Consider the following 18,449-nt stretch of genomic DNA (forward strand, 5'->3'; position numbering starts at 1 on the left):
GCTGCGACCTGTCCGCACTGTTGTTAAGTAGCAGATCAGACTTGCTGTATCCCTGCCAGTACCCAGCCGCCTTGACCATTGGCAGGTTTAGACAGGTTCCAGACTTCGGCGAAAGGCTCGGTCGGCGCATTCGCCGCTTCTTTGATCATACCGGTGAATTTCACGCTGGCCAGGTAATCATTGCCCACCTGTTCAATACCCAGCAAATCGGCGTCGATGCTGACCACGTCGGTCACATTCGCACTGGCACCACGTTCTTGCAATTGCAATTTCAATTCAGCGAACATTTCACCGGTGGTAAATTCACGCAGATCATTGATATCCGCCTTATCCCAGGCCGCTTGCAAGCGGATGAAATACGACTTGGAACTGCGCAGGAAGCCAGGCACATCGAAATCGGCAGGAATCGTCCAGGAACCCGCATTCGGATCAACTACGGTCTGGGTCTGCGCGGACTGATAAGCCTGAGGTTCGGACTGAGGCTGACTGAAGCTCTGCGCCTGTGGCACGCCGGCATACGCTGGCTGACTGAAGGCATTCGCCGGTGCTGCTTTATTGCCACGGAACAGACGGAACAGGAAGAAAATCAGGAAACCGATGGCCGCGAACGTCAGCAGCGAACCCAGCATACTGGCGACTGCACCACCCAGACCAAAGTGGGACAAGACACCCGCCAGCAAGGCGCCACCGATCAGACCGCCGACGATACCTTTCCATGGTGTCGCCGGTTTAGGTGGTACAGCAGATGCCGGTGCAGCAGCAGGCGCACCTGGCTTGGCCTGATTGGCCGCATTGCCCGGATTCGCAGGTGCAGCTGGCGTCGCCTGACGCGATACATTTTGTGACTGGCGTCCGGAAGACCCACCGCCACCAAGGCGTTTCGCATCAGCATCCGTCACCGTCATTGCCAGGGTGCTGGCGACCATGAGCATGGCGAGTAAAAATTTCTTCATTGCTGTGACTCCTTCACTTCTTAAAGTTTGATACCGGTGTGTAATGCGGCCACACCTGCCGTCAAATTGAAATACTGTACTTTTTCCAGACCGACCGCTTCCATCATGCCTTTCAGCGTTTCCTGATCCGGATGCATACGGATAGATTCGGCCAAATAACGGTAACTATCTGCATCACCCGCGATTTTCTGCCCCATCCACGGCAGTATCTTGAATGAATACAAGTCATACGGCTTTTGCAATACTTCAGGCACCTTAGAGAATTCCAACACCAGCAATTTACCGCCCGGTTTTAACACCCTGCGCATTTCTGCCAGCGCCTGCTCTTTGTGCGTCATATTACGCAAACCAAAAGCGACCGTGACGCGATCAAAGTAATTATCCTGAAAAGGCAATTTCTCTGCATCGCACAGTAAAGTGGGGGTGATCAGACCTTTATTCAAGAGGCGATCGCGGCCCACGCGTAACATCGACTCATTAATATCGGTATGCCAGACCTCGCCTGTCTTGCCAGCCTGCTTCACAAATTCCTTGGTCAGATCACCGGTACCACCGGCGATATCGAGCACTTTAAAGCCGGGACGCACGCCAGCCTGGGCAATAGTGAAGATTTTCCAGATGCGGTGCAGGCCACCTGACATCACGTCATTCATGATGTCGTATTTGGCCGCCACAGAATGGAAAACTTCCGCAACCTTGTGTACTTTTTGATTTTCTTCGACTGTGGTGTAACCGAAATGGGTGGTATTGCTCATAATTTCTGACTCCTTTGCGATGCCGCATTATAGGGGAAGTGCCCGCAAACGGCATGGATTTTGGTCAATACTGGCCAGCGTGCCAGCCCGGTCGCCCGCTGTACAGCGCAAGTGCCGCCTACTCTGCGCGCTGAGGTAAGGCGATACTGCGCACCTGGAAACGGCCATCGTCGTTGAACAGCCATGTTTCAGACAGCTCCAGTCTTGCGCCACGGACTAACTTTGCTGGTGGTTTGCCAAACGGCGCTGCCTGACGCAGACTTTGCATGGCGCGCTGTTCTGCAAAACGGTCACCGTTACCACGCAACAGTTCCACCCGGCTCAGACTGCCATCGGCATTCACCACATAACGCAACACGATCACTGCACGCAGCAAAGGCTGAGGCTGTTCCTGATACACATAAGACGGGAAACTGGCATAAACGCGCTGCGCCACCTCGCGCTTATACATTTCTATGCTGCCCGCCTGCGATGGTGCCGGTGGTGGTAGCGAACGTGCTTGTATCTCAGCTGGAGCAGCATTCGTATTGCCAGAACTGATGGCAGGGTTGGCAGCGCCAGGCGCAGACCCGCTACGGTCAGAGGGCGCATCGGAAATGCTGCTGCAGGCACTCATCAGCAGCACCCCGGCCACGCTGACGCTGGCTGTGCGGCCGTGACGCTGCACTTGCCGCTGTCCAGCCTGTAACAAGCGCTTAGTGAGCGCTGCCACAGGCACGTCCTGCACTAATCATCGGTGCATCACGGCCAGTCTCGCCCGGATGCCCTGCGGCCTGTAACTTTTGCAGATAGTCTTGCCACAGCTGGGTTTGATTTTCGCCCAACCAGTATAAGTACTCCCAGGTGAAAATCCCTGAACTGTGTTCGTCAGAAAACAAGGGGCGCACCGCATAATTTCCGACCGGCTCTATGCCCACCAGGCCCACTTCGCGCTTACCGGTCTGCAGGGTTTCCTGTCCAACGCCGTGACCACGTACTTCCGCTGAGGGCGAATACACGCGTATCAGTTCAAATGGCAACACAAAGCTACGACCATCGTCGAAGCTGATTTCCAGGACGCGCGACTGGGTACGCGCATTGAGTGAAGTCGGTTGTGGTTTAGCTATATTCATTGGCGTTATTTGCTGGATAAGCGCTGTTGTATGGCCTGTATCAATTGCGGCAGGCGTTCACGTCTGGCAGACAGAATTGCTTCTGCAGGGCCGCTGGTCTGTGCTGCAGCCCAGACCGGATTCGGAAAATGAGCATCATCCAGATAGCGCGGAATCACGTGCCAGTGCAAATGCGGCACCATATTACCAAAACTGGCCAGATTGATCTTATGCGGCAGCAGCACTTCACGCTGTGCAGCTTCCACCTGCCACACCACCTGCATGAATTCCTGCCGCTCTGCCTCTGACAAATCGGTCATTTCTTTAACGTGCTGATGCCAGATTACGCGGCAAAAGCCAGGATAATTCGCATCATCCACCAAAATCACGCGCCAGTTAGCGCTGCTCGCAATAAGCTGCGCCTGCGCGGCGGTACATAATTCACAGCCGGGCACGGTTTCAAGCTGAACAGGCTGCATCACACTAATACCCTTTCAATTCCACCGCTATTCGCTCTTTCCACATACTCTGGCAACCAGTTCTCGCCCAGTATATGTTTCGCCATTTCGACCACGATGTAATCGGCCTCGGTGCCACTGTCATCGTTATAGCGCGACAGGCCTTGCATACAGGACGGGCAGGAGGTGAGGATTTTCACATCGCCGCTAAAGCCATCCGCACGCAGCTTATCGGCACCACGCTGCATTTCACCTTCTTTGCGGAAGCGTATCTGCGTAGAGATGTCAGGACGGCTGACTGCCAGCGTGCCGGACTCACCGCAGCAGCGTTCATTTTTCTCTATCTTCTGCATACCATTGGCGGCTGGAATCAGCGCGTTCACGGTTTTCAGCGGGTCCTGCAATTTCATCGGCGTATGGCAGGGATCGTGATACATGTAGCGGGTACCGGTCACACCTTCCAGACGTACATTTTTTTCCATCAGATATTCGTGGATATCGACAATGCGGCAGCCCGGGAAAATTTTATCAAACTCGTAGGTCGCCAGCTGGTCATAGCAAGTACCGCAAGACACCACTACCGTTTTGATATCCAGATAATTGAGTGTATTCGCCATGCGGTGAAACAGCACGCGGTTATCTGTCATCATTTTTTCAGCCTTATCAAACTGGCCGTTACCACGTTGCGGATAACCGCAGCACAGATAACCAGGTGGCAGCACCGTCTGCACACCGACATTCCACAACATCGCCTGCGTCGCCAGACCTACCTGTGAGAACAGTCTTTCCGAGCCACAGCCGGGGAAGTAAAACACGGCTTCGGTATCGGCATTGGTGGTGTGCGGATTACGGATAATCGGCACCACTTTATCATCTTCAATATCGAGCAAGGCACGCGCAGTTTTCTTAGGCAGATTGCCCGGCATTTTCTTATTGATGAAGTGGATGACCTGCTCTTTGACCGGAGCGCGGCCTACCGTTGCCGGTGGTGCCTTAGTCTGCTTCTTCACCAGTTTCTTCAGTAAATCATGACCGAAGCGCTGTGCTTTATAGCCAAGCCCGACCATGACCTGACGGGTCGCATTAATCGTGGCCGGGTCAGTTGCATTCAGGAAGAACATCGCAGCCGAGGTACCCGGATTGAATTTCTTCTGTCCCATTTTGCGCAGCAGATTGCGCATATTCATCGAGACATCCCCAAAGTCGATATCCACCGGGCAGGGGTTCACGCATTTGTGGCAGACCGTGCAGTGATCGGCCACATCCGAGAACTCATCCCAGTGTTTGATCGAAATTCCACGCCGGGTCTGCTCTTCATACAGGAAGGCTTCGACCAGCAAGGAAGTCGCGAGAATTTTATTACGCGGCGAATACAGCAGATTCGCGCGCGGCACATGGGTGGCACACACCGGTTTGCACTTACCGCAACGCAGACAATCCTTGACGCTGTTGGCAATCGCGCCAATATCGCTTTGCTGCATGATCAGCGATTCATGCCCCATCAGACCAAACGAAGGCGTATAGGCATTGCGTAAATCTGCGGCAAACTCAGGCAGATTCAGCAGCTTGCCTTTATTGAAGCGGCCTTCAGGATCGATTCTTTGCTTATAGCTGCGGAAGTCGCGGATTTCCTCTTCAGTCAGGAATTCCAGCTTGGTGATACCGATGCCATGCTCGCCCGAAATCACGCCATTGAGCGAACGTGCCAGTACCATAATGCGCGCCACCGCATGATGCGCCACCTGCAGCATTGCATAATCATCCGAATTCACCGGCAAATTGGTATGCACATTGCCGTCACCCGCATGCATGTGTAAGGCGACAAACACACGGCTGCGCAGCACTTTTTTATGCAAAGCGACGCACTCATCCAGTATCAGGCGGAATGCGGCACCGTTAAAAATCTGACGTAAAGGGCTGCGTAATTCGTTTTTCCAGGACACACGTATGGTTCTGTCCTGTACCAGCGAGAACACAGTCGCGTCGTGTTGGCGTTGCAGCCTTTCTTCGAAATTCGCTGCCAGTTTTTCCAGGCCCAGCTGCATTAATTCGGACTGTGCTTCACGCAAAGGCTTATCCAGTTGCTGCAGTAAATAAGTCCAGCGCGCCTGAGTCGCATCAAGTAATGCCTGGGTTTGCAATACCCGGTCTTCCAGCAATTCAGCCGCCGGAATATCATCACCATCGGCATCCTCGCTCTTACCCAGCGGCAGATTGCCTTTACTGAAAAATGCTTTCAGTTCAGCCAGCATGGCGAGTTTATTTTGTATCGACAATTCGATATTGATACGTTCTATACCATCGGTATATTCGCCCATACGATTGAGCGGTATCACCACGTCTTCGTTAATTTTGAAGGCATTGGTGTGCTTGGAAATGGCGGCTGTTTTAGCGCGGTCCAGCCAGAATTTTTTACGTGCTTCCGGACTCACCGCGACAAAGCCTTCACCCACGCGGGTATTCGCCATGCGTATGACTTCTGAAGCTGCCTTGGCTACCGCATCTTCATCATCGCCGACGATATCGCCGAACAAAGCCATTTTCGGTAACACGCCACGTTTCGATTTGGTGGTGTAACCCACAGCCTTCAAATAACGTTCGTCCAAATGCTCCAGACCGGCCAGTATGGCGCCGCCCTGTTTGCTTTCGCCATCCAGATAGTCTTTGATTTCGACGATGCTAGGGATCGCATCTCTGGCCTGTCCAAAAAATTCCAAACAAACAGTGCGCGCAAATTTCGGCATTTTGTGCAGAATCCAGCGCGCAGAAGTAATCAGGCCGTCACAGCCTTCTTTTTGCACACCCGGCAAACCCGCCAGGAATTTGTCAGTCACGTCCTTGCCCAGGCCTTCTTTGCGGAATACCCGGCCTTTGATTTCTAACTGCTCGGTTTTGAACGGCTGCTTGTCGCCGGGATGGGTCCACTCCAGCCGGAATTTTGCCAGCTCCACATCATGGATCTTGCCCAGGTTATGTTCCAGACGCGTGACTTCCAGCCAGTCGCCATTCGGATCGACCATTTTCCAGGAAGCCAGATTATCCAGCGCAGTGCCCCATAACACGGCTTTCTTACCACCGGCATTCATCGCCACATTGCCGCCTACGCAGGACGCCTCAGCCGACGTTGGGTCGACTGCGAATACAAAACCAGCTTTTTCTGCCGCATCCGACACCCGCTTGGTCACTACCCCTGCGCCGGAATAGATGGTCGCATAGTCGCGATCCACACCTGGCAAGCGCGTCATTTCTACCGCTCCCAGCGTTTCCAGTTTTTCCGTGTTAATCACGGCTGACATCGGTGTGAGCGGAATCGCACCGCCGGTATAACCAGTGCCACCGCCGCGTGGAATAATGGTCAGCCCAAGTTCGATACAAGTCTTGACTAAGCCTGCCATCTCATCTTCGGTGTCCGGCGTCAGTACCACAAACGGATATTCGACGCGCCAGTCCGTCGCGTCCGTCACATGTGAGACGCGGCTCAGACCATCAAATTTGATATTGTCTTTGGCGGTATAGCGTGCCAGCAAACGGCAGGCTTTTTTACGCAAATCATAAGTATCGCGGAATTCACGCGCAAAATCCGCCACTGCTTTGCGCGCAGCCAGCACCAGCGTTTCCACGCTATTGCTGCGTTCAGCATCATCATTCTGGGTATTCAGGCGACGTTTTTCGACTTCAGCCAAACGGTGATTCAACGCATCGATCAATGCCTGACGCCGTCCGGGGTTATCCAGCATATCGTCCTGCAAATACGGGTTACGGCGCACGACCCAGATATCGCCTAACACCTCATACAGCATGCGTGCAGAACGTCCGGTCTGACGTTTACCACGCAACTGATCCAGCAAAGACCAGGCATCTTCGCCGAGTAAGCGGATCACAATTTCACGATCTGAAAATGAGGTGTAGTTATACGGAATTTCCCGGACACGGGTAGGTAAAGCGCCCTGCGGCGTCTCGGCATGCAGGGTGGGTATCTGGACTGGAGCGTTCATGTGCGGCGGCTTAGACGATGGCAGACAGCGCAGACAGGCTGCCGGCAAACCAACACCAGCGTACAGTCTTGCTTCCGTCTGAGGTTTCTCAAAGGCTCATTCTAACTTATTGCGATGCACCATGCGGCAACAGCCTTGAAGTTTGTACGGCTATGCCCCCATTTTGTGGCATTTGACCAAAGTTTATTCCGCCATCCCGCCTTATTTTGACAAATTAAATGAAAATTTATCCATCACACAAAATCTAATGATGGAAAAAATCGATCATTTCTACACATGACAGCCGTAGCGAAACGACGGTGTGCATACGCTATGCACACCATCCATACTGCATGCACATTCAGCTAAGCAAGCAATAAAAACCCCCAGCTACAGTTGTGTGCTGAGGGTTTTCTACTAACCAGCATGAATGCGCTGGCAGCCCGTTAAATTAGCCCAGCAAAGCTGCTGCGGTCTTACCTAACTTCAGGGTCGTTTCTACAGGCAACCAGTTGCCGGTCGATTCCTGGCGGCCTTGCAGCAGGAAGCGTGGATGCGCTTCTTTGAGTGCGTCAGCGGCAGCTTTGGACAATTCGCCGATTTTGCCTTTTTTCAGGCGATTCACGATCAGGCCGACTTCTGTTTCCGGGAAGTCGCGCAGCATGTCGTAGTCGCCATCGCTGTCGCCAGCAACAAATACCGGGCCGTAGCCTTTCTTTGCAACCAGCTCTTGTTTAATCACGATCGTTTTGCCCGGGCCCCAGTTCAGTGTCCAGTTTTTGCGGTAAGCGTTTTTATACACTTCACCATCTTGCTCCAGACGCAGGCCGAGTACGTTTTCACGCTTGACGTGGTAACCGTATTTAGGATTGGTTGCGAACTCTGCGACCACATCTTCCAGCGAAGCGGTGCTTACATAAACATCAAAACCATGGTGACGGAAAGTATCCATCAGTGTCGCCACTTCGGTGCACAGGCGTATCCCCTGGGAATGTGAGGTTGTGATGACACCGGCTTTGCCTGGCAAGGAAGCCGGGCTGGTGAATTTAGCCTTGACCAGACCCATGCCCAGATTGGTGTCGTGCGAGGCTTCCGCCAGCTTGCGCACTTCGCTGACTGTCATATTGGCGAAGAAATAAATCACCCATGGATAGCCGACATTGACGCCGTGAGTATCATTCACCGCTTCATACAGGAAGTAGAGCTTGGCGCGGAAATCGAGGAATTGCTCAGTCGTCACGATGTCTTCCAGCGTACGGCTACCCGCCATGCCCTTGTAATTCGCGTGCAGGAAAGCGTAATCGCTGTCGAGGTCAGTACAAATGCTTTCCAGATCAACGACTTTACCGGCCGCATTTTTGAAGTCAGGCGCAAAATTACCAGCCGGAACATTCTGACGCACGATCGCAGAGAATTCAGCCGGGCTCAGTTTGAAAGCGAGCTGGTTGATCTGATACATCAGCAGCGCTTCTTCGCAGTCATTCATGATACTGGTGTTATCCCAGTCAAACACGGCGTAAGGCTTACGTTGCGGATTGTAGCTCTTGCTGGTAATGCCATGTTTGGCGATCAATGCAGCGATCAGTTCACGATTGCGCGGTGCCCATTTCGCACTGTCCAGGATGACGGCCGGTGCAGCTGCAACTGGGCGAGCCAGCGCAGGTGCAGCCAACGCGGCACCAGCTGCCGTTGCCATCAATCCCTGAATAAAGCCACGACGTGGTTTGTCTGTGTGTTGCATCGTTATGATCCTTTAAAAGATAGTGAAACGAAATACTGACCAGCGCGTCCACGCTGACCTGCTGTATGCGTAACCCGCGAGTATGTCAGTGATTCATGACATTGTTACGACAAAAAAAACATACTACACGGAAACAAATAGCAAAATACTACCTGAATCCTGACTCAAGGTCAGCCTGTTTTCAGGAAAACAGTTCCAATAAATGGCGCCAAAAGCCATCTGGCACCTTGAGCAATAAAAACGTGATCGTGACGTATCGTAAAAATTTCCCTATGGCCATATACATCACGCTGGGCCAGAATGGCAGCCTGAGCCAGCCCGCCAGGGTACAAATCGGATCACCGATAATGGGTAGCCAGGCCAGCAGCATGGTTTGGGGGCCAAACCTTTCCAGCCAGCCAAACCAGAAACTGCTACGCTCTTTGTGAAAAGCCTTTTCTGCCGCGTACCCCATCGCGTAGTCCACCGCTCCGCCCAGCGTATTACCAACGGTAGCAACCGCGATCACCAGCCAGAATAGTTCAGGATTGGCTTTAATGACCGCGAACACGGCGGGTTCCGAACCCATGGGCAACAATGTTGCCGAAATAAAACTAACAATGAAGACTGATAGCAGCCCCACCTCGGGCACAGCCAGAACCTCAAAAATCCAGTGTATCAGTGCATCCATTCAGCATCCATTCAGCTTTCATTCTGTTTCAATTCCGTTTTAATTCCGTTTTAATTCCGTTTTAATTCCAGCCTGACCAAGCGATTTACATTCAGCCTGCTAGTCTCAAAACCGCATCCATTATAATAGACGCTTCACTACCGCTATTATCAACCCAACTGAGCCTGTTACTAAGCTTGGATTCAACCTGAACGCATATGAGCACTGATTATCTGAAAAAGATCCTGACTGCACGCGTCTATGACGTGGCTTTTGAAACTCCGCTGGAATTCGCACCCAGCCTGTCAGCCCGGATGGATAATCGAATTATGTTCAAACGCGAAGACATGCAAAGTGTGTTTAGCTTCAAGATTCGCGGTGCCTATAACAAGATCGCCCATTTGAATGCTGCCCAGCTCAAGCGGGGCGTGATCTGCGCTTCTGCCGGCAATCATGCGCAGGGCGTGGCACTCAGCGCCCAACGACGTGGTTGCAAAGCAGTGATCGTGATGCCAACCACCACCCCGCCAGTCAAAATCGACGCGGTACGTGCGCATGGTGGCGAACTGGTGGAAATCGTGCTGCATGGTGACTCGTATTCCGATGCCTACACCCATGCGCTGGAACTGGAAAAAAAACGCAAACTCACCTTTGTCCATCCTTTCGATGATCCGGATGTGATCGCCGGTCAGGGTACGGTGGGCATGGAAATTTTGCGCCAGCATGCTGGCCCGATTCACGCTATTTTTGTTGCGATTGGTGGTGGTGGTCTGATCGCCGGCGTATCTGCTTATGTCAAAGCGATTCGCCCCGACATCAAAATCATCGGTGTGCAAACCACCGATTCTGATGGCATGGCCCGCAGTCTGGCTGCCGGAAAACGGGTAACGCTGAACGATGTCGGCCTGTTCTCAGATGGTACGGCAGTGAAACTGGTGGGCGAAGAAACCTTCCGCCTGGCGAAACTGTATGTCGATGAAGTCATCACTGTTGATACCGATGCGGTATGTGCGGCGATTAAAGACGTCTTCCAGGATACCCGTAGCATACTGGAGCCAGCCGGTGCGCTGGCGGTGGCAGGCTGCAAGGCCTATATCGAGCGCGCTAAAGCGCAAAAGAAACCACTCAAAAACGAAACCCTGGTCACCATCGCCTGCGGTGCGAATATGAATTTTGACCGACTGCGCTTTGTCGCTGAGCGCGCCGAAGTCGGTGAAGCACGTGAAGCCGTATTTGCGGTAACCATACCCGAAGAGCGCGGCAGTTTCCGTCGTTTCTGCGAACTGGTGGGCGCACGTAATGTGACCGAATTCAACTATCGCATCAGCGACGATAAAGCGGCGCATATTTTTGTCGGCATTCAGGTCAATGACAAGCTGGAATCCAGCAAGATCGCCAAAAATTTTGAGAAACATGGTTTCCCAACTTTAGATTTAACCCATGATGAACTGGCTAAACTGCACATCCGCCATCTGGTCGGCGGAAAGAGTGGATTGGCCCAGAATGAGCTGCTGTATCGCTTTGAATTCCCTGAGCGTCCCGGTGCACTGATGCGTTTCTTAAACAGCATGGCACCGAACTGGAATATCAGCCTCTTCCACTACCGTAATCATGGAGCTGACTATGGCCGCACCCTGGTCGGCTTGCAGGTACCAAAAAAAGAAATGAAGGATTTCCGCTCTTTCCTGTCCACGCTGGGCTATCGCTACTGGGATGAAAGTCAGAATCCGGTATACAAATTATTTTTAGGCTAAGTTCTCAACGGCGTTAAGAACAGTCAGCGCTTTAAAACTTTAAGATCATGACACAAGACCACACACCGAATTCACCGGAACAATCCCAGCTGGGCAAAGTCGCCACCTACAAGGCGGAGTATGACGCATCCCTGCTGTTTCCGATTCCGCGCAGCGCTAAACGCGAGGAAATCGGCATCAGTGGCACCCTGCCTTTCTTTGGGGTGGATATCTGGAATGGCTATGAACTGTCCTGGCTCAATCAACGCGGTAAGCCACAAGTTGCAATTGCTCGTTTCCACGTGCCGGCAGATTCGCCAAACATCATTGAATCGAAGTCCTTTAAGTTGTATCTGAATTCCTTTAACCAGACTAAGGTGGCGGATACGGATACACTGATCCATACTTTACAACGCGATCTGACTGCCGCAGCCGGTGCTTATGTCTCGGTCAGCCTGACCTTGCCGGAACAGTTTTCCCAGTTACAGATGCAGGAACTCAGTGGCACTGTACTTGACCGGCTGGATATCGAAGTCGATAGCTATCATCCGGCACCGGATTTATTACGTGCTAACCACGATGAAGCGATCGTCGAAGAAACACTGGTGTCGCACCTGCTTAAGTCTAACTGCCTGGTCACTGGCCAGCCAGACTGGGGCAGTGTGCAAATTCATTATGTCGGTCCGCAAATCGATCAGGAGAGCCTGTTACGTTACCTGATCGGCTTCCGCAATCACAATGAGTTTCACGAACAATGCGTGGAGCGCATCTTTGTCGATATCCTGCGCCAGTGTCAGCCGCAGAAACTGTCCGTCTATGCACGTTACACACGACGTGGTGGCCTGGACATCAATCCGTGGCGCAGCAATTTCTCCACTGCTCAGGCACCGGGAAATGCACGCAATGCGCGTCAATAAGCATGCTGACCTGCATACAACCCATCCTCATCCTTTAACTACTTACGACACAGGACCCATGAAGTCTTATTTCACAAAAACCCTGCTACGCGTCAGCCTGGTGCTGGCCGCCGCCTTACCACTGGCTGCAATGGCAGAAGAAAATACCGATACCAGCTGGTGGGAAAAATATAAAAACAAGGCCGTAGGCTTATATGACAATGGACAGCTGTCCCTGATGTTATCGGGTTACGCACACCATGGACGCAACACCTATACCGCAGAACGTATCGCTGAGTTGAATGAACGCGCCTGGGGACTGGGTTTTAGCAAAGTCATGCGCGATGAAAAGGATAATGAAGAATCCATCTATGGCATGGTGATTTCAGACTCTCATTTCAAACCTCAGCCTATGCTTGGTTATGCCTATCAATGGACTAAACCTTTGTCAGAAAAACTGGAAGTCGGAGTAGGTGCGACTGGCTTACTCATCAGTCGTACAGACTATTTCGGCGGCTTTCCTTTCCCCGCCGTATTGCCAGTCGCCTCGGTCGGCACCCGTCACAGCAAGCTGATGGCGGCGTATGTGCCACGTTTCTCTAAAAACAAAGGCAATGGTGACGTTTTATTGCTATTCGTGCGCATCGATCTGAACTAAACGATTGACGAACGCCATCCGTATTTGCGATGATCATTGCCTTGTGTCAATTCAATGACGTAAGACAATGATCAGGCATGCGTGCTTACCGTTCTTGCCATGCATACGGACACACAGCAGCCAGAACATCAGTAAGCGAAGTAAGCAATGTAACCGCTGTAACAGACTGACACCAGTTTGCATTTCCACACAGGTCCTAAGAAGCATATTATGTGAGTCGCTAATTCCGATCAGGATGCAGCTGACTTTTTTTGTTGATCTTGTTGCTGCCTTGTTTTTTACGTTGTCGTGATACCGTCCAAACCTCATTTTGAACCTGCACCCGTTGTGCTCACTGTCAACCCAGAATGGCACAGCGCCATGCTGGACATGCAACCGGATGCGATCTTTGTTTTGCTGGGTCAGAAAATTGCCTATGTCAATCAGGCAGGCCTGGAGTTGCTGAAGGCCAGCGATAGCAGCCAGATACTGGGCATGCGCCCGGAAAATTTTTTGACAGGTAAATATCATCTGGCGGTGCGCCAGCTTTTCGAGCTTGGCAAGAATGAACGTATTCCCGGCCCGCAGTATTATCAATGCGTGGCACTGGATGGACAGATGGCAGACGTGGAGGTATATAGCAAGGGCCTGCTGATAGGCGAACAAAGTGCCATATTACTCAGCGCACGGCAATACAAAAGTCCCTCGCCTGCACAACAAACGATTGAACAATTAATCAACGAAGTCAAACACCAGAACAACCGGGTGCACGAAGCGCTGCACCACGAAAAAGAAATCCTGGAAATGATCGCACTGGATAAGCCTTTGGCTGACATCCTGGAAGATGTGTGCGATCGCATGGAACGCCTGTTGGATAACGGTGCCTTATGCGCTATCAGCCTGTACGATGCGGAACAACAGGTGCTGAATCTGGGTGCGGCGCCTTCGCTGCCGGAAGCATTTGTTCAGCAAATACTGAAATTGAAGGTGCGGGAAAATAATGGTTGCAGCGCAGCGACGATATTAAAAAACAGCGTCACTATCGTGCATGACATACAGCGCAATCCGGTCTGGGGAGACATGAAGCCGCTGGCTGCCGAAAATGGCCTGTGTGCGAGCTGGTCTACCCCCATCAGCACTGCGTTCAGCTCACTATTGGGTACGGTAGACGTGTACTATCGTCATCCGCATATGCCGGATGACGATGAACAAGCCATGATTATGGATGCCTGCGATCTGATCGCACTGGCTATCGATAAAAAGAACATGGAACAAAGTCTGGAAGAGAGCGAGGAACGTTACCGTTCCGTCGTGACCAACCTGACTGAAGGGATCATGGTGATAGGACCAGGTGGTCAGATCCTGACGTCCAATCCTTCCGCCCTGCGCATCCTGAAAATTGCAGATATCAGGTCGGTAGGACGCCGCCATCGCTATTTCAAACGTATTTTTACAGAAAATGGCGACACCTTAAAATTGGGTGAAGATCCCGCCTCTCAAGTCTTCCGCAACGGACGCGCTATCCTTGATTTGTCGATAGGCATGGAATTACAAGATGGTTCTGTGGTCTGGCTGCTAGTGAATTGCTTACCGATCTCAGGAAAAAACAGTCCATATGCGTCGGCCGTACTCATTTCGTTTACCGATACCACAGAAGTCAGGGAAACCCAGCGTCAGCTCAATCTGATGGCCAGTTTTGATGCGCTGACTGGCCTGCCTAACCGGCATCAGCTCAATCAGCGCCTGGATAAAGCCATCAGTGACGCTAAGCAGCACCGCCAACATGTTGCCTTACTTTTTCTCGATCTGGATCGCTTCAAAAATGTAAATGACACGGCCGGCCATGCAGCAGGGGACAGCCTGCTGCGCAATGTCGCTGAACGTCTGCTTTCCTGCATACGTGAAACCGATATGCTGGCACGCCTGGGCGGTGATGAGTTCGTGATCATCGCTGAAGAAGTCAGGGATGCATTCTATCTGCGCGAGCTGGGTGAACGGGTGCTGGTGCGGATGCGCGAACCATTCATCATAGACGGCAATGAATATCATTTGGGCACCTCGATCGGCATCAGCGTATTTCCGCATGATGGTCAGGATGCGGCGACGCTGATGCGTTGTGCCGATTCGGCGATGTATCACGCCAAAGAATGTGGCCGCAATAATTACCAGTTCTTTACCACCGAGCTCAATGTCCGGGCTCAGCATCGCTATTCACTGGAAACCAATCTGCGCCGCGCATTGGCAGAGCAGGAATTCCGCGTGTATTACCAGCCCAAGCTATGCCTGAATCATTCCAGCATCGTTGGTGCCGAAGCATTGCTGCGCTGGCAGATGCCCGGACTGGGATTGATTTCTCCGGCCGAATTTATCCCAATTGCCGAAGAAATCGGCCTGATCCTGCCGCTGGGACGCTGGGTACTGGAACAGGCTTGCCAGCAAACTCAGCGCTGGCGTGAACAACATCATGCAGACCTGGTCATCAGTGTCAATATCTCTCCCAAACAGTTTCAGGATACCGGTTTATGTAAGTTCATCCAGCGCACTTTACAGCAAACCGGCTTACCCGCTCATGCACTGCAACTGGAAATCACAGAGGGGCTGCTGATGACCGATCTGGATACGTTGCTGCCTATGTTTGAGAGTCTGCGTCAGCTTGGTGTCAGTATTTCACTGGATGATTTCGGCACTGGCTTTTCCTCGCTATCCTATTTGCAGCGTTTCCCGATTGATAACCTGAAAATTGATCGCTCTTTCATCCATGATATACCGCATAACCCGGATTCGGTTGCGCTGGCCCGTGCGATTATCGCGATGGGCCAGGCCTTGCAAATGAGTGTCACTGCGGAAGGCGTGGAAAACCGTGAGCAGGTACAATTCCTGGCGGAGTCAGGCTGCCAGGAATTACAAGGCTATTACTTCAGCCCTCCGGTACCCGCGTCTGAATTTGAAACACTGTTTCAGCGTAACTGGCACAATGATTGAGCTCAGGGAGCACGTAAAACCGCCTCAGCGGTGTTATAGCTCCTGGTCATACAATTCGTATTGACTATCTGCCTGAACTTGCCGGAACAATTTTGCCTGAGTCCAGACTTAAGTTAATTACACTGAGCATTCAATTCCAGCCTATAATTTGTATGTCTAGCTCCTATCGCAGCTGTACTTTCTTCGCACCATGACAAATATTGCAAAAATTCTGCCCCTTTCCAATGTGCTGCTGGATCTGGAGATTTCCAGCAAAAAAAGAGCATTTGAACAGGCAGGCTTGTTATTTGAAAATAACTGCAGCATCGCCCGTTCCACCGTGTCGGATAATCTGTTCGCGCGGGAGCGTCTGGGCTCTACCGGTCTGGGGCATGGCGTCGCTGTTCCCCATGGTCGTATCAAAGGTCTCAAAGCGCCGATTGCCGCCTTTGTACGCCTGAAAGATCCGATTCCGTTTGAATCGCCCGATGGACAGCCGGTCAGCTTGCTGATTTTCTTACTGATGCCTGACAATGTGCAGCAACAGCATTTGGCCATACTCTCTGAAATCGCTGAAATGCTGTCCAATGAAGCATTCCGTGATGAATTACAGACTGAGGCAGATGCCAGTGTCGTCTACGATAAAATTCTGGCCTGGCGCCCGAATTTACCTCCAGCTGTTTAACGCCTGATCGTCTTCGCAGATTGTTGATTTTCCCGCCATGCCAATATTTACAGAATTAACGATACAAAAAATCTACGATGACAACCGCGATATCATGCAGCTGGGCTGGTTTGCCGGCTTTGCCGGAGCGGATAAACAAATCACTGGCGACGCCGCATCTTCGGCCGATCAGGTCGGCCACTTAAATCTGATCCATCCTGGCCGTATTCAGGTACTCGGGCATCAGGAACTCGCCTATTACAACCGTCTGTCCAATGCTTCCCGCGCAAATCTGATCCGTGAACTGGTGGCCGGTGGCCCACCTGCACTGATCGTAGCGCAAGGTCTGGATTCTCCACCGGCGTTTCTGACTACCTGTGACGACAATCATATTCCCTTATTTTCGACGCCTTATCCATCGGCACAGGTGATCGATTATCTGCGCGTTTATTTGTCAAAAAAACTCGCGCAACGCATCACCATGCACGGCGTATTTATGGACGTGCTGGGCGTAGGTGTGCTGATTACCGGTGAATCCGGTTTGGGTAAAAGCGAGCTGGGGCTGGAACTGATTTCACGCAGCCATGGCCTGGTCGCGGATGATGCTGTGGAATTCTCACGTATCGCACCGAATATGATAGAGGGCCGCTGCCCGGAATTGCTGCAGAATTTGCTGGAAGTACGCGGTCTGGGCTTACTCGATATTAAAACGATATTTGGCGAAACAGCCGTCAGACGCAAAATGCGTTTGAAGCTGATCGTACATCTGGTCAGGCGCAGTACGCTGGAAGAAAATTATGAGCGCCTGCCTATCGATTCTCAAACAGAAGAAGTGCTGGGTCTGCCGATACGTAAAGTCGTGATCCCGGTCGCGGCTGGCCGCAATATCGCCGTTTTGCTGGAGGCTGCGGTACGTAACACTATTCTGCAACTACGCGGTATCAATACACTGGAAGACTTTATGGAACGCCAGCGTCGTGCTATGGAAGCGGGAGACTGAACATGGATGTGATACTGATTTCAGGCATTTCCGGCTCAGGAAAATCGGTGACGCTGAATGTACTGGAAGACGCCGGTTATTTCTGTGTCGACAATCTGCCGCCTTCATTACTGCCCGAGCTAATCGCAACACTGGAACATGAAGCGCAAATGAAAACTGCCATTGCGATGGATTCGCGCAGTGCGCATTTACTGACCACAGTCCCGGCCACAGTAGAAAAACTACGCCAGGCTGGTCATACCGTCAGAATTTTATTTCTGACTGCCAGTACCGAATCACTGGTTGCACGCTTCTCAGAAACTCGCCGCAGTCATCCTTTATCGCATCGCATGGGTATTGATGCCCACGCCTCTATTCATCTGACCTTAACCGAATGCATAGAAGAGGAAAGAGAAATTCTGGCCTCTATCCAGGCCAGCGCACATGTGATCGATACGACCGATCTGAGCGCCAATCAGTTACGTAAATGGGTCAAAGAATTTATCCGGATTGAGCACGTACCGCTGACGCTGATGTTTGAGTCTTTCGCATTCAAACGTGGGGTGCCGCTGGATGCCGATCTGGTGTTTGATGTGCGTATGATACCGAACCCTCACTATGATCTGGCACTGCGACCACTGACAGGACGCGATGAGCCAGTGATAGAGTTTCTGGACAATCAGCCCATGGCACAGGAGATGTATCAGGATATCCTGGCATTTCTGCGCAAATGGATACCCGCGTTTAAGGCCGATAACCGCAGTTATCTGACGGTAGCGATAGGATGTACCGGGGGCCAGCACCGCTCTGTCTATATGGTGGAAAAACTGACTCAACAATTCCTCACGACGGAACAAGTGTTGATACGCCACCGCCGCCTGCACTAAGTACAGCAATCCTGATATCGTGACATAAAAAAAAACCGGGAATTTTCCCGGTTTTTTTATGCACATATACT

At 51.9% G+C, this 18,449-nt stretch carries 15 protein-coding genes; 7 read left to right on the plus strand and 8 right to left on the minus strand.

All coding sequences use genetic code 11. The annotated features are described in order from the left end of the window. Positions 1-35: 35 nt before the first annotated feature. The 8 genes from H8K47_RS05460 to H8K47_RS05495 all read right to left on the minus strand — a co-directional run bounded on the left by H8K47_RS05460 (position 36) and on the right by H8K47_RS05495 (position 9,642). Positions 36-953: a Tim44 domain-containing protein gene (locus H8K47_RS05460; protein ID WP_186880415.1), complete on the minus strand. Its 918-nt coding sequence runs from the start codon at positions 951-953 to the stop codon at positions 36-38. Positions 954-973: 20 nt separating this feature from the next. Then, positions 974-1,708, minus strand: coding sequence for a bifunctional demethylmenaquinone methyltransferase/2-methoxy-6-polyprenyl-1,4-benzoquinol methylase UbiE (gene ubiE / locus H8K47_RS05465; protein ID WP_186880416.1), 735 nt, complete (start codon positions 1,706-1,708; stop codon positions 974-976). 118 nt (positions 1,709-1,826) lie between these two features. Further along, positions 1,827-2,420: an energy transducer TonB family protein gene (locus H8K47_RS18600; RefSeq protein ID WP_186880417.1), complete on the minus strand. Its 594-nt coding sequence runs from the start codon at positions 2,418-2,420 to the stop codon at positions 1,827-1,829. Further along, positions 2,404-2,829, minus strand: a complete 426-nt coding sequence (locus H8K47_RS05475; protein WP_408057829.1) for a gamma-butyrobetaine hydroxylase family protein — start codon at positions 2,827-2,829, stop codon at positions 2,404-2,406. Before H8K47_RS05475 ends, H8K47_RS18600 begins: the two co-directional genes overlap by 17 nt. After that, the gene (locus H8K47_RS05480) at positions 2,826-3,278 is read right to left on the minus strand and encodes an HIT family protein (RefSeq protein ID WP_186880471.1); all 453 of its coding nucleotides are present in this window, start codon (positions 3,276-3,278) and stop codon (positions 2,826-2,828) included. Before H8K47_RS05480 ends, H8K47_RS05475 begins: the two co-directional genes overlap by 4 nt. Next, complete coding sequence (locus H8K47_RS05485; RefSeq protein ID WP_186880419.1) at positions 3,278-7,252, minus strand: DUF3683 domain-containing protein; 3,975 nt, start codon at positions 7,250-7,252, stop codon at positions 3,278-3,280. Before H8K47_RS05485 ends, H8K47_RS05480 begins: the two co-directional genes overlap by 1 nt. A gap of 430 nt (positions 7,253-7,682) precedes the next feature. Then, positions 7,683-8,972, minus strand: a complete 1,290-nt coding sequence (locus H8K47_RS05490) for a haloacid dehalogenase-like hydrolase (protein ID WP_186880420.1) — start codon at positions 8,970-8,972, stop codon at positions 7,683-7,685. A gap of 181 nt (positions 8,973-9,153) precedes the next feature. Continuing rightward, entirely contained in the window at positions 9,154-9,642 is a 489-nt protein-coding gene (locus H8K47_RS05495; protein WP_186880421.1) for a YqaA family protein, read from the minus strand. Between the two features lie 197 nt (positions 9,643-9,839). Here H8K47_RS05495 and ilvA point away from each other — a divergent pair, with 197 nt between their 5' ends. The 7 genes from ilvA to rapZ all read left to right on the plus strand — a co-directional run bounded on the left by ilvA (position 9,840) and on the right by rapZ (position 18,378). Further along, a complete protein-coding gene (gene ilvA, locus H8K47_RS05500; RefSeq protein ID WP_186880422.1) occupies positions 9,840-11,375 on the plus strand; it encodes a threonine ammonia-lyase, biosynthetic in 1,536 nt (511 codons plus the stop codon). Positions 11,376-11,422: 47 nt separating this feature from the next. Beyond that, positions 11,423-12,271, plus strand: a complete 849-nt coding sequence (gene queF / locus H8K47_RS05505; protein ID WP_186880423.1) for an NADPH-dependent 7-cyano-7-deazaguanine reductase QueF — start codon at positions 11,423-11,425, stop codon at positions 12,269-12,271. Positions 12,272-12,329: 58 nt separating this feature from the next. Next, positions 12,330-12,908 (plus strand): hypothetical protein, encoded by a 579-nt coding sequence (locus tag H8K47_RS05510; RefSeq protein ID WP_222612733.1) that lies wholly within the window; start codon positions 12,330-12,332, stop codon positions 12,906-12,908. Positions 12,909-13,268: 360 nt separating this feature from the next. Beyond that, positions 13,269-15,869: a bifunctional diguanylate cyclase/phosphodiesterase gene (locus tag H8K47_RS05515; RefSeq protein WP_186880424.1), complete on the plus strand. Its 2,601-nt coding sequence runs from the start codon at positions 13,269-13,271 to the stop codon at positions 15,867-15,869. Positions 15,870-16,059: 190 nt separating this feature from the next. Continuing rightward, complete coding sequence (locus H8K47_RS05520; protein WP_186880425.1) at positions 16,060-16,533, plus strand: PTS sugar transporter subunit IIA; 474 nt, start codon at positions 16,060-16,062, stop codon at positions 16,531-16,533. 37 nt (positions 16,534-16,570) lie between these two features. Further along, on the plus strand, positions 16,571-17,512 hold the full coding sequence (gene hprK / locus H8K47_RS05525) for an HPr(Ser) kinase/phosphatase (protein ID WP_186880426.1): 942 nt from the start codon (positions 16,571-16,573) through the stop codon (positions 17,510-17,512). A gap of 2 nt (positions 17,513-17,514) precedes the next feature. After that, complete coding sequence (rapZ, locus tag H8K47_RS05530; RefSeq protein ID WP_186880427.1) at positions 17,515-18,378, plus strand: RNase adapter RapZ; 864 nt, start codon at positions 17,515-17,517, stop codon at positions 18,376-18,378. The last annotated feature ends 71 nt before the right edge of the window (positions 18,379-18,449 follow it).

It is taken from the genome of Cognatundibacterium rugosum (assembly GCF_014284365.1).
GTDB classification, from domain to species: Bacteria; Pseudomonadota; Gammaproteobacteria; order Burkholderiales; family Burkholderiaceae_D; genus Undibacterium; species Undibacterium rugosum.

Bases quoted from the DNA above. Each gene is read 5' to 3' on its own strand.
- H8K47_RS05460 (WP_186880415.1), bottom strand. From the start codon at position 953: ATGAAGAAATTTTTACTCGCCATGCTCATGGTCGCCAGCACCCTGGCA.
- ubiE (WP_186880416.1), bottom strand. From the start codon at position 1,708: ATGAGCAATACCACCCATTTCGGTTACACCACAGTCGAAGAAAATCAA.
- H8K47_RS05480 (WP_186880471.1), bottom strand. From the start codon at position 3,278: ATGCAGCCTGTTCAGCTTGAAACCGTGCCCGGCTGTGAATTATGTACC.
- H8K47_RS05485 (WP_186880419.1), bottom strand. From the start codon at position 7,252: ATGAACGCTCCAGTCCAGATACCCACCCTGCATGCCGAGACGCCGCAG.
- H8K47_RS05490 (WP_186880420.1), bottom strand. From the start codon at position 8,972: ATGCAACACACAGACAAACCACGTCGTGGCTTTATTCAGGGATTGATG.
- H8K47_RS05495 (WP_186880421.1), bottom strand. From the start codon at position 9,642: ATGGATGCACTGATACACTGGATTTTTGAGGTTCTGGCTGTGCCCGAG.
- ilvA (WP_186880422.1), top strand. From the start codon at position 9,840: ATGAGCACTGATTATCTGAAAAAGATCCTGACTGCACGCGTCTATGAC.
- queF (WP_186880423.1), top strand. From the start codon at position 11,423: ATGACACAAGACCACACACCGAATTCACCGGAACAATCCCAGCTGGGC.
- H8K47_RS05510 (WP_222612733.1), top strand. From the start codon at position 12,330: ATGAAGTCTTATTTCACAAAAACCCTGCTACGCGTCAGCCTGGTGCTG.
- H8K47_RS05515 (WP_186880424.1), top strand. From the start codon at position 13,269: ATGCTGGACATGCAACCGGATGCGATCTTTGTTTTGCTGGGTCAGAAA.
- H8K47_RS05520 (WP_186880425.1), top strand. From the start codon at position 16,060: ATGACAAATATTGCAAAAATTCTGCCCCTTTCCAATGTGCTGCTGGAT.
- hprK (WP_186880426.1), top strand. From the start codon at position 16,571: ATGCCAATATTTACAGAATTAACGATACAAAAAATCTACGATGACAAC.
- rapZ (WP_186880427.1), top strand. From the start codon at position 17,515: ATGGATGTGATACTGATTTCAGGCATTTCCGGCTCAGGAAAATCGGTG.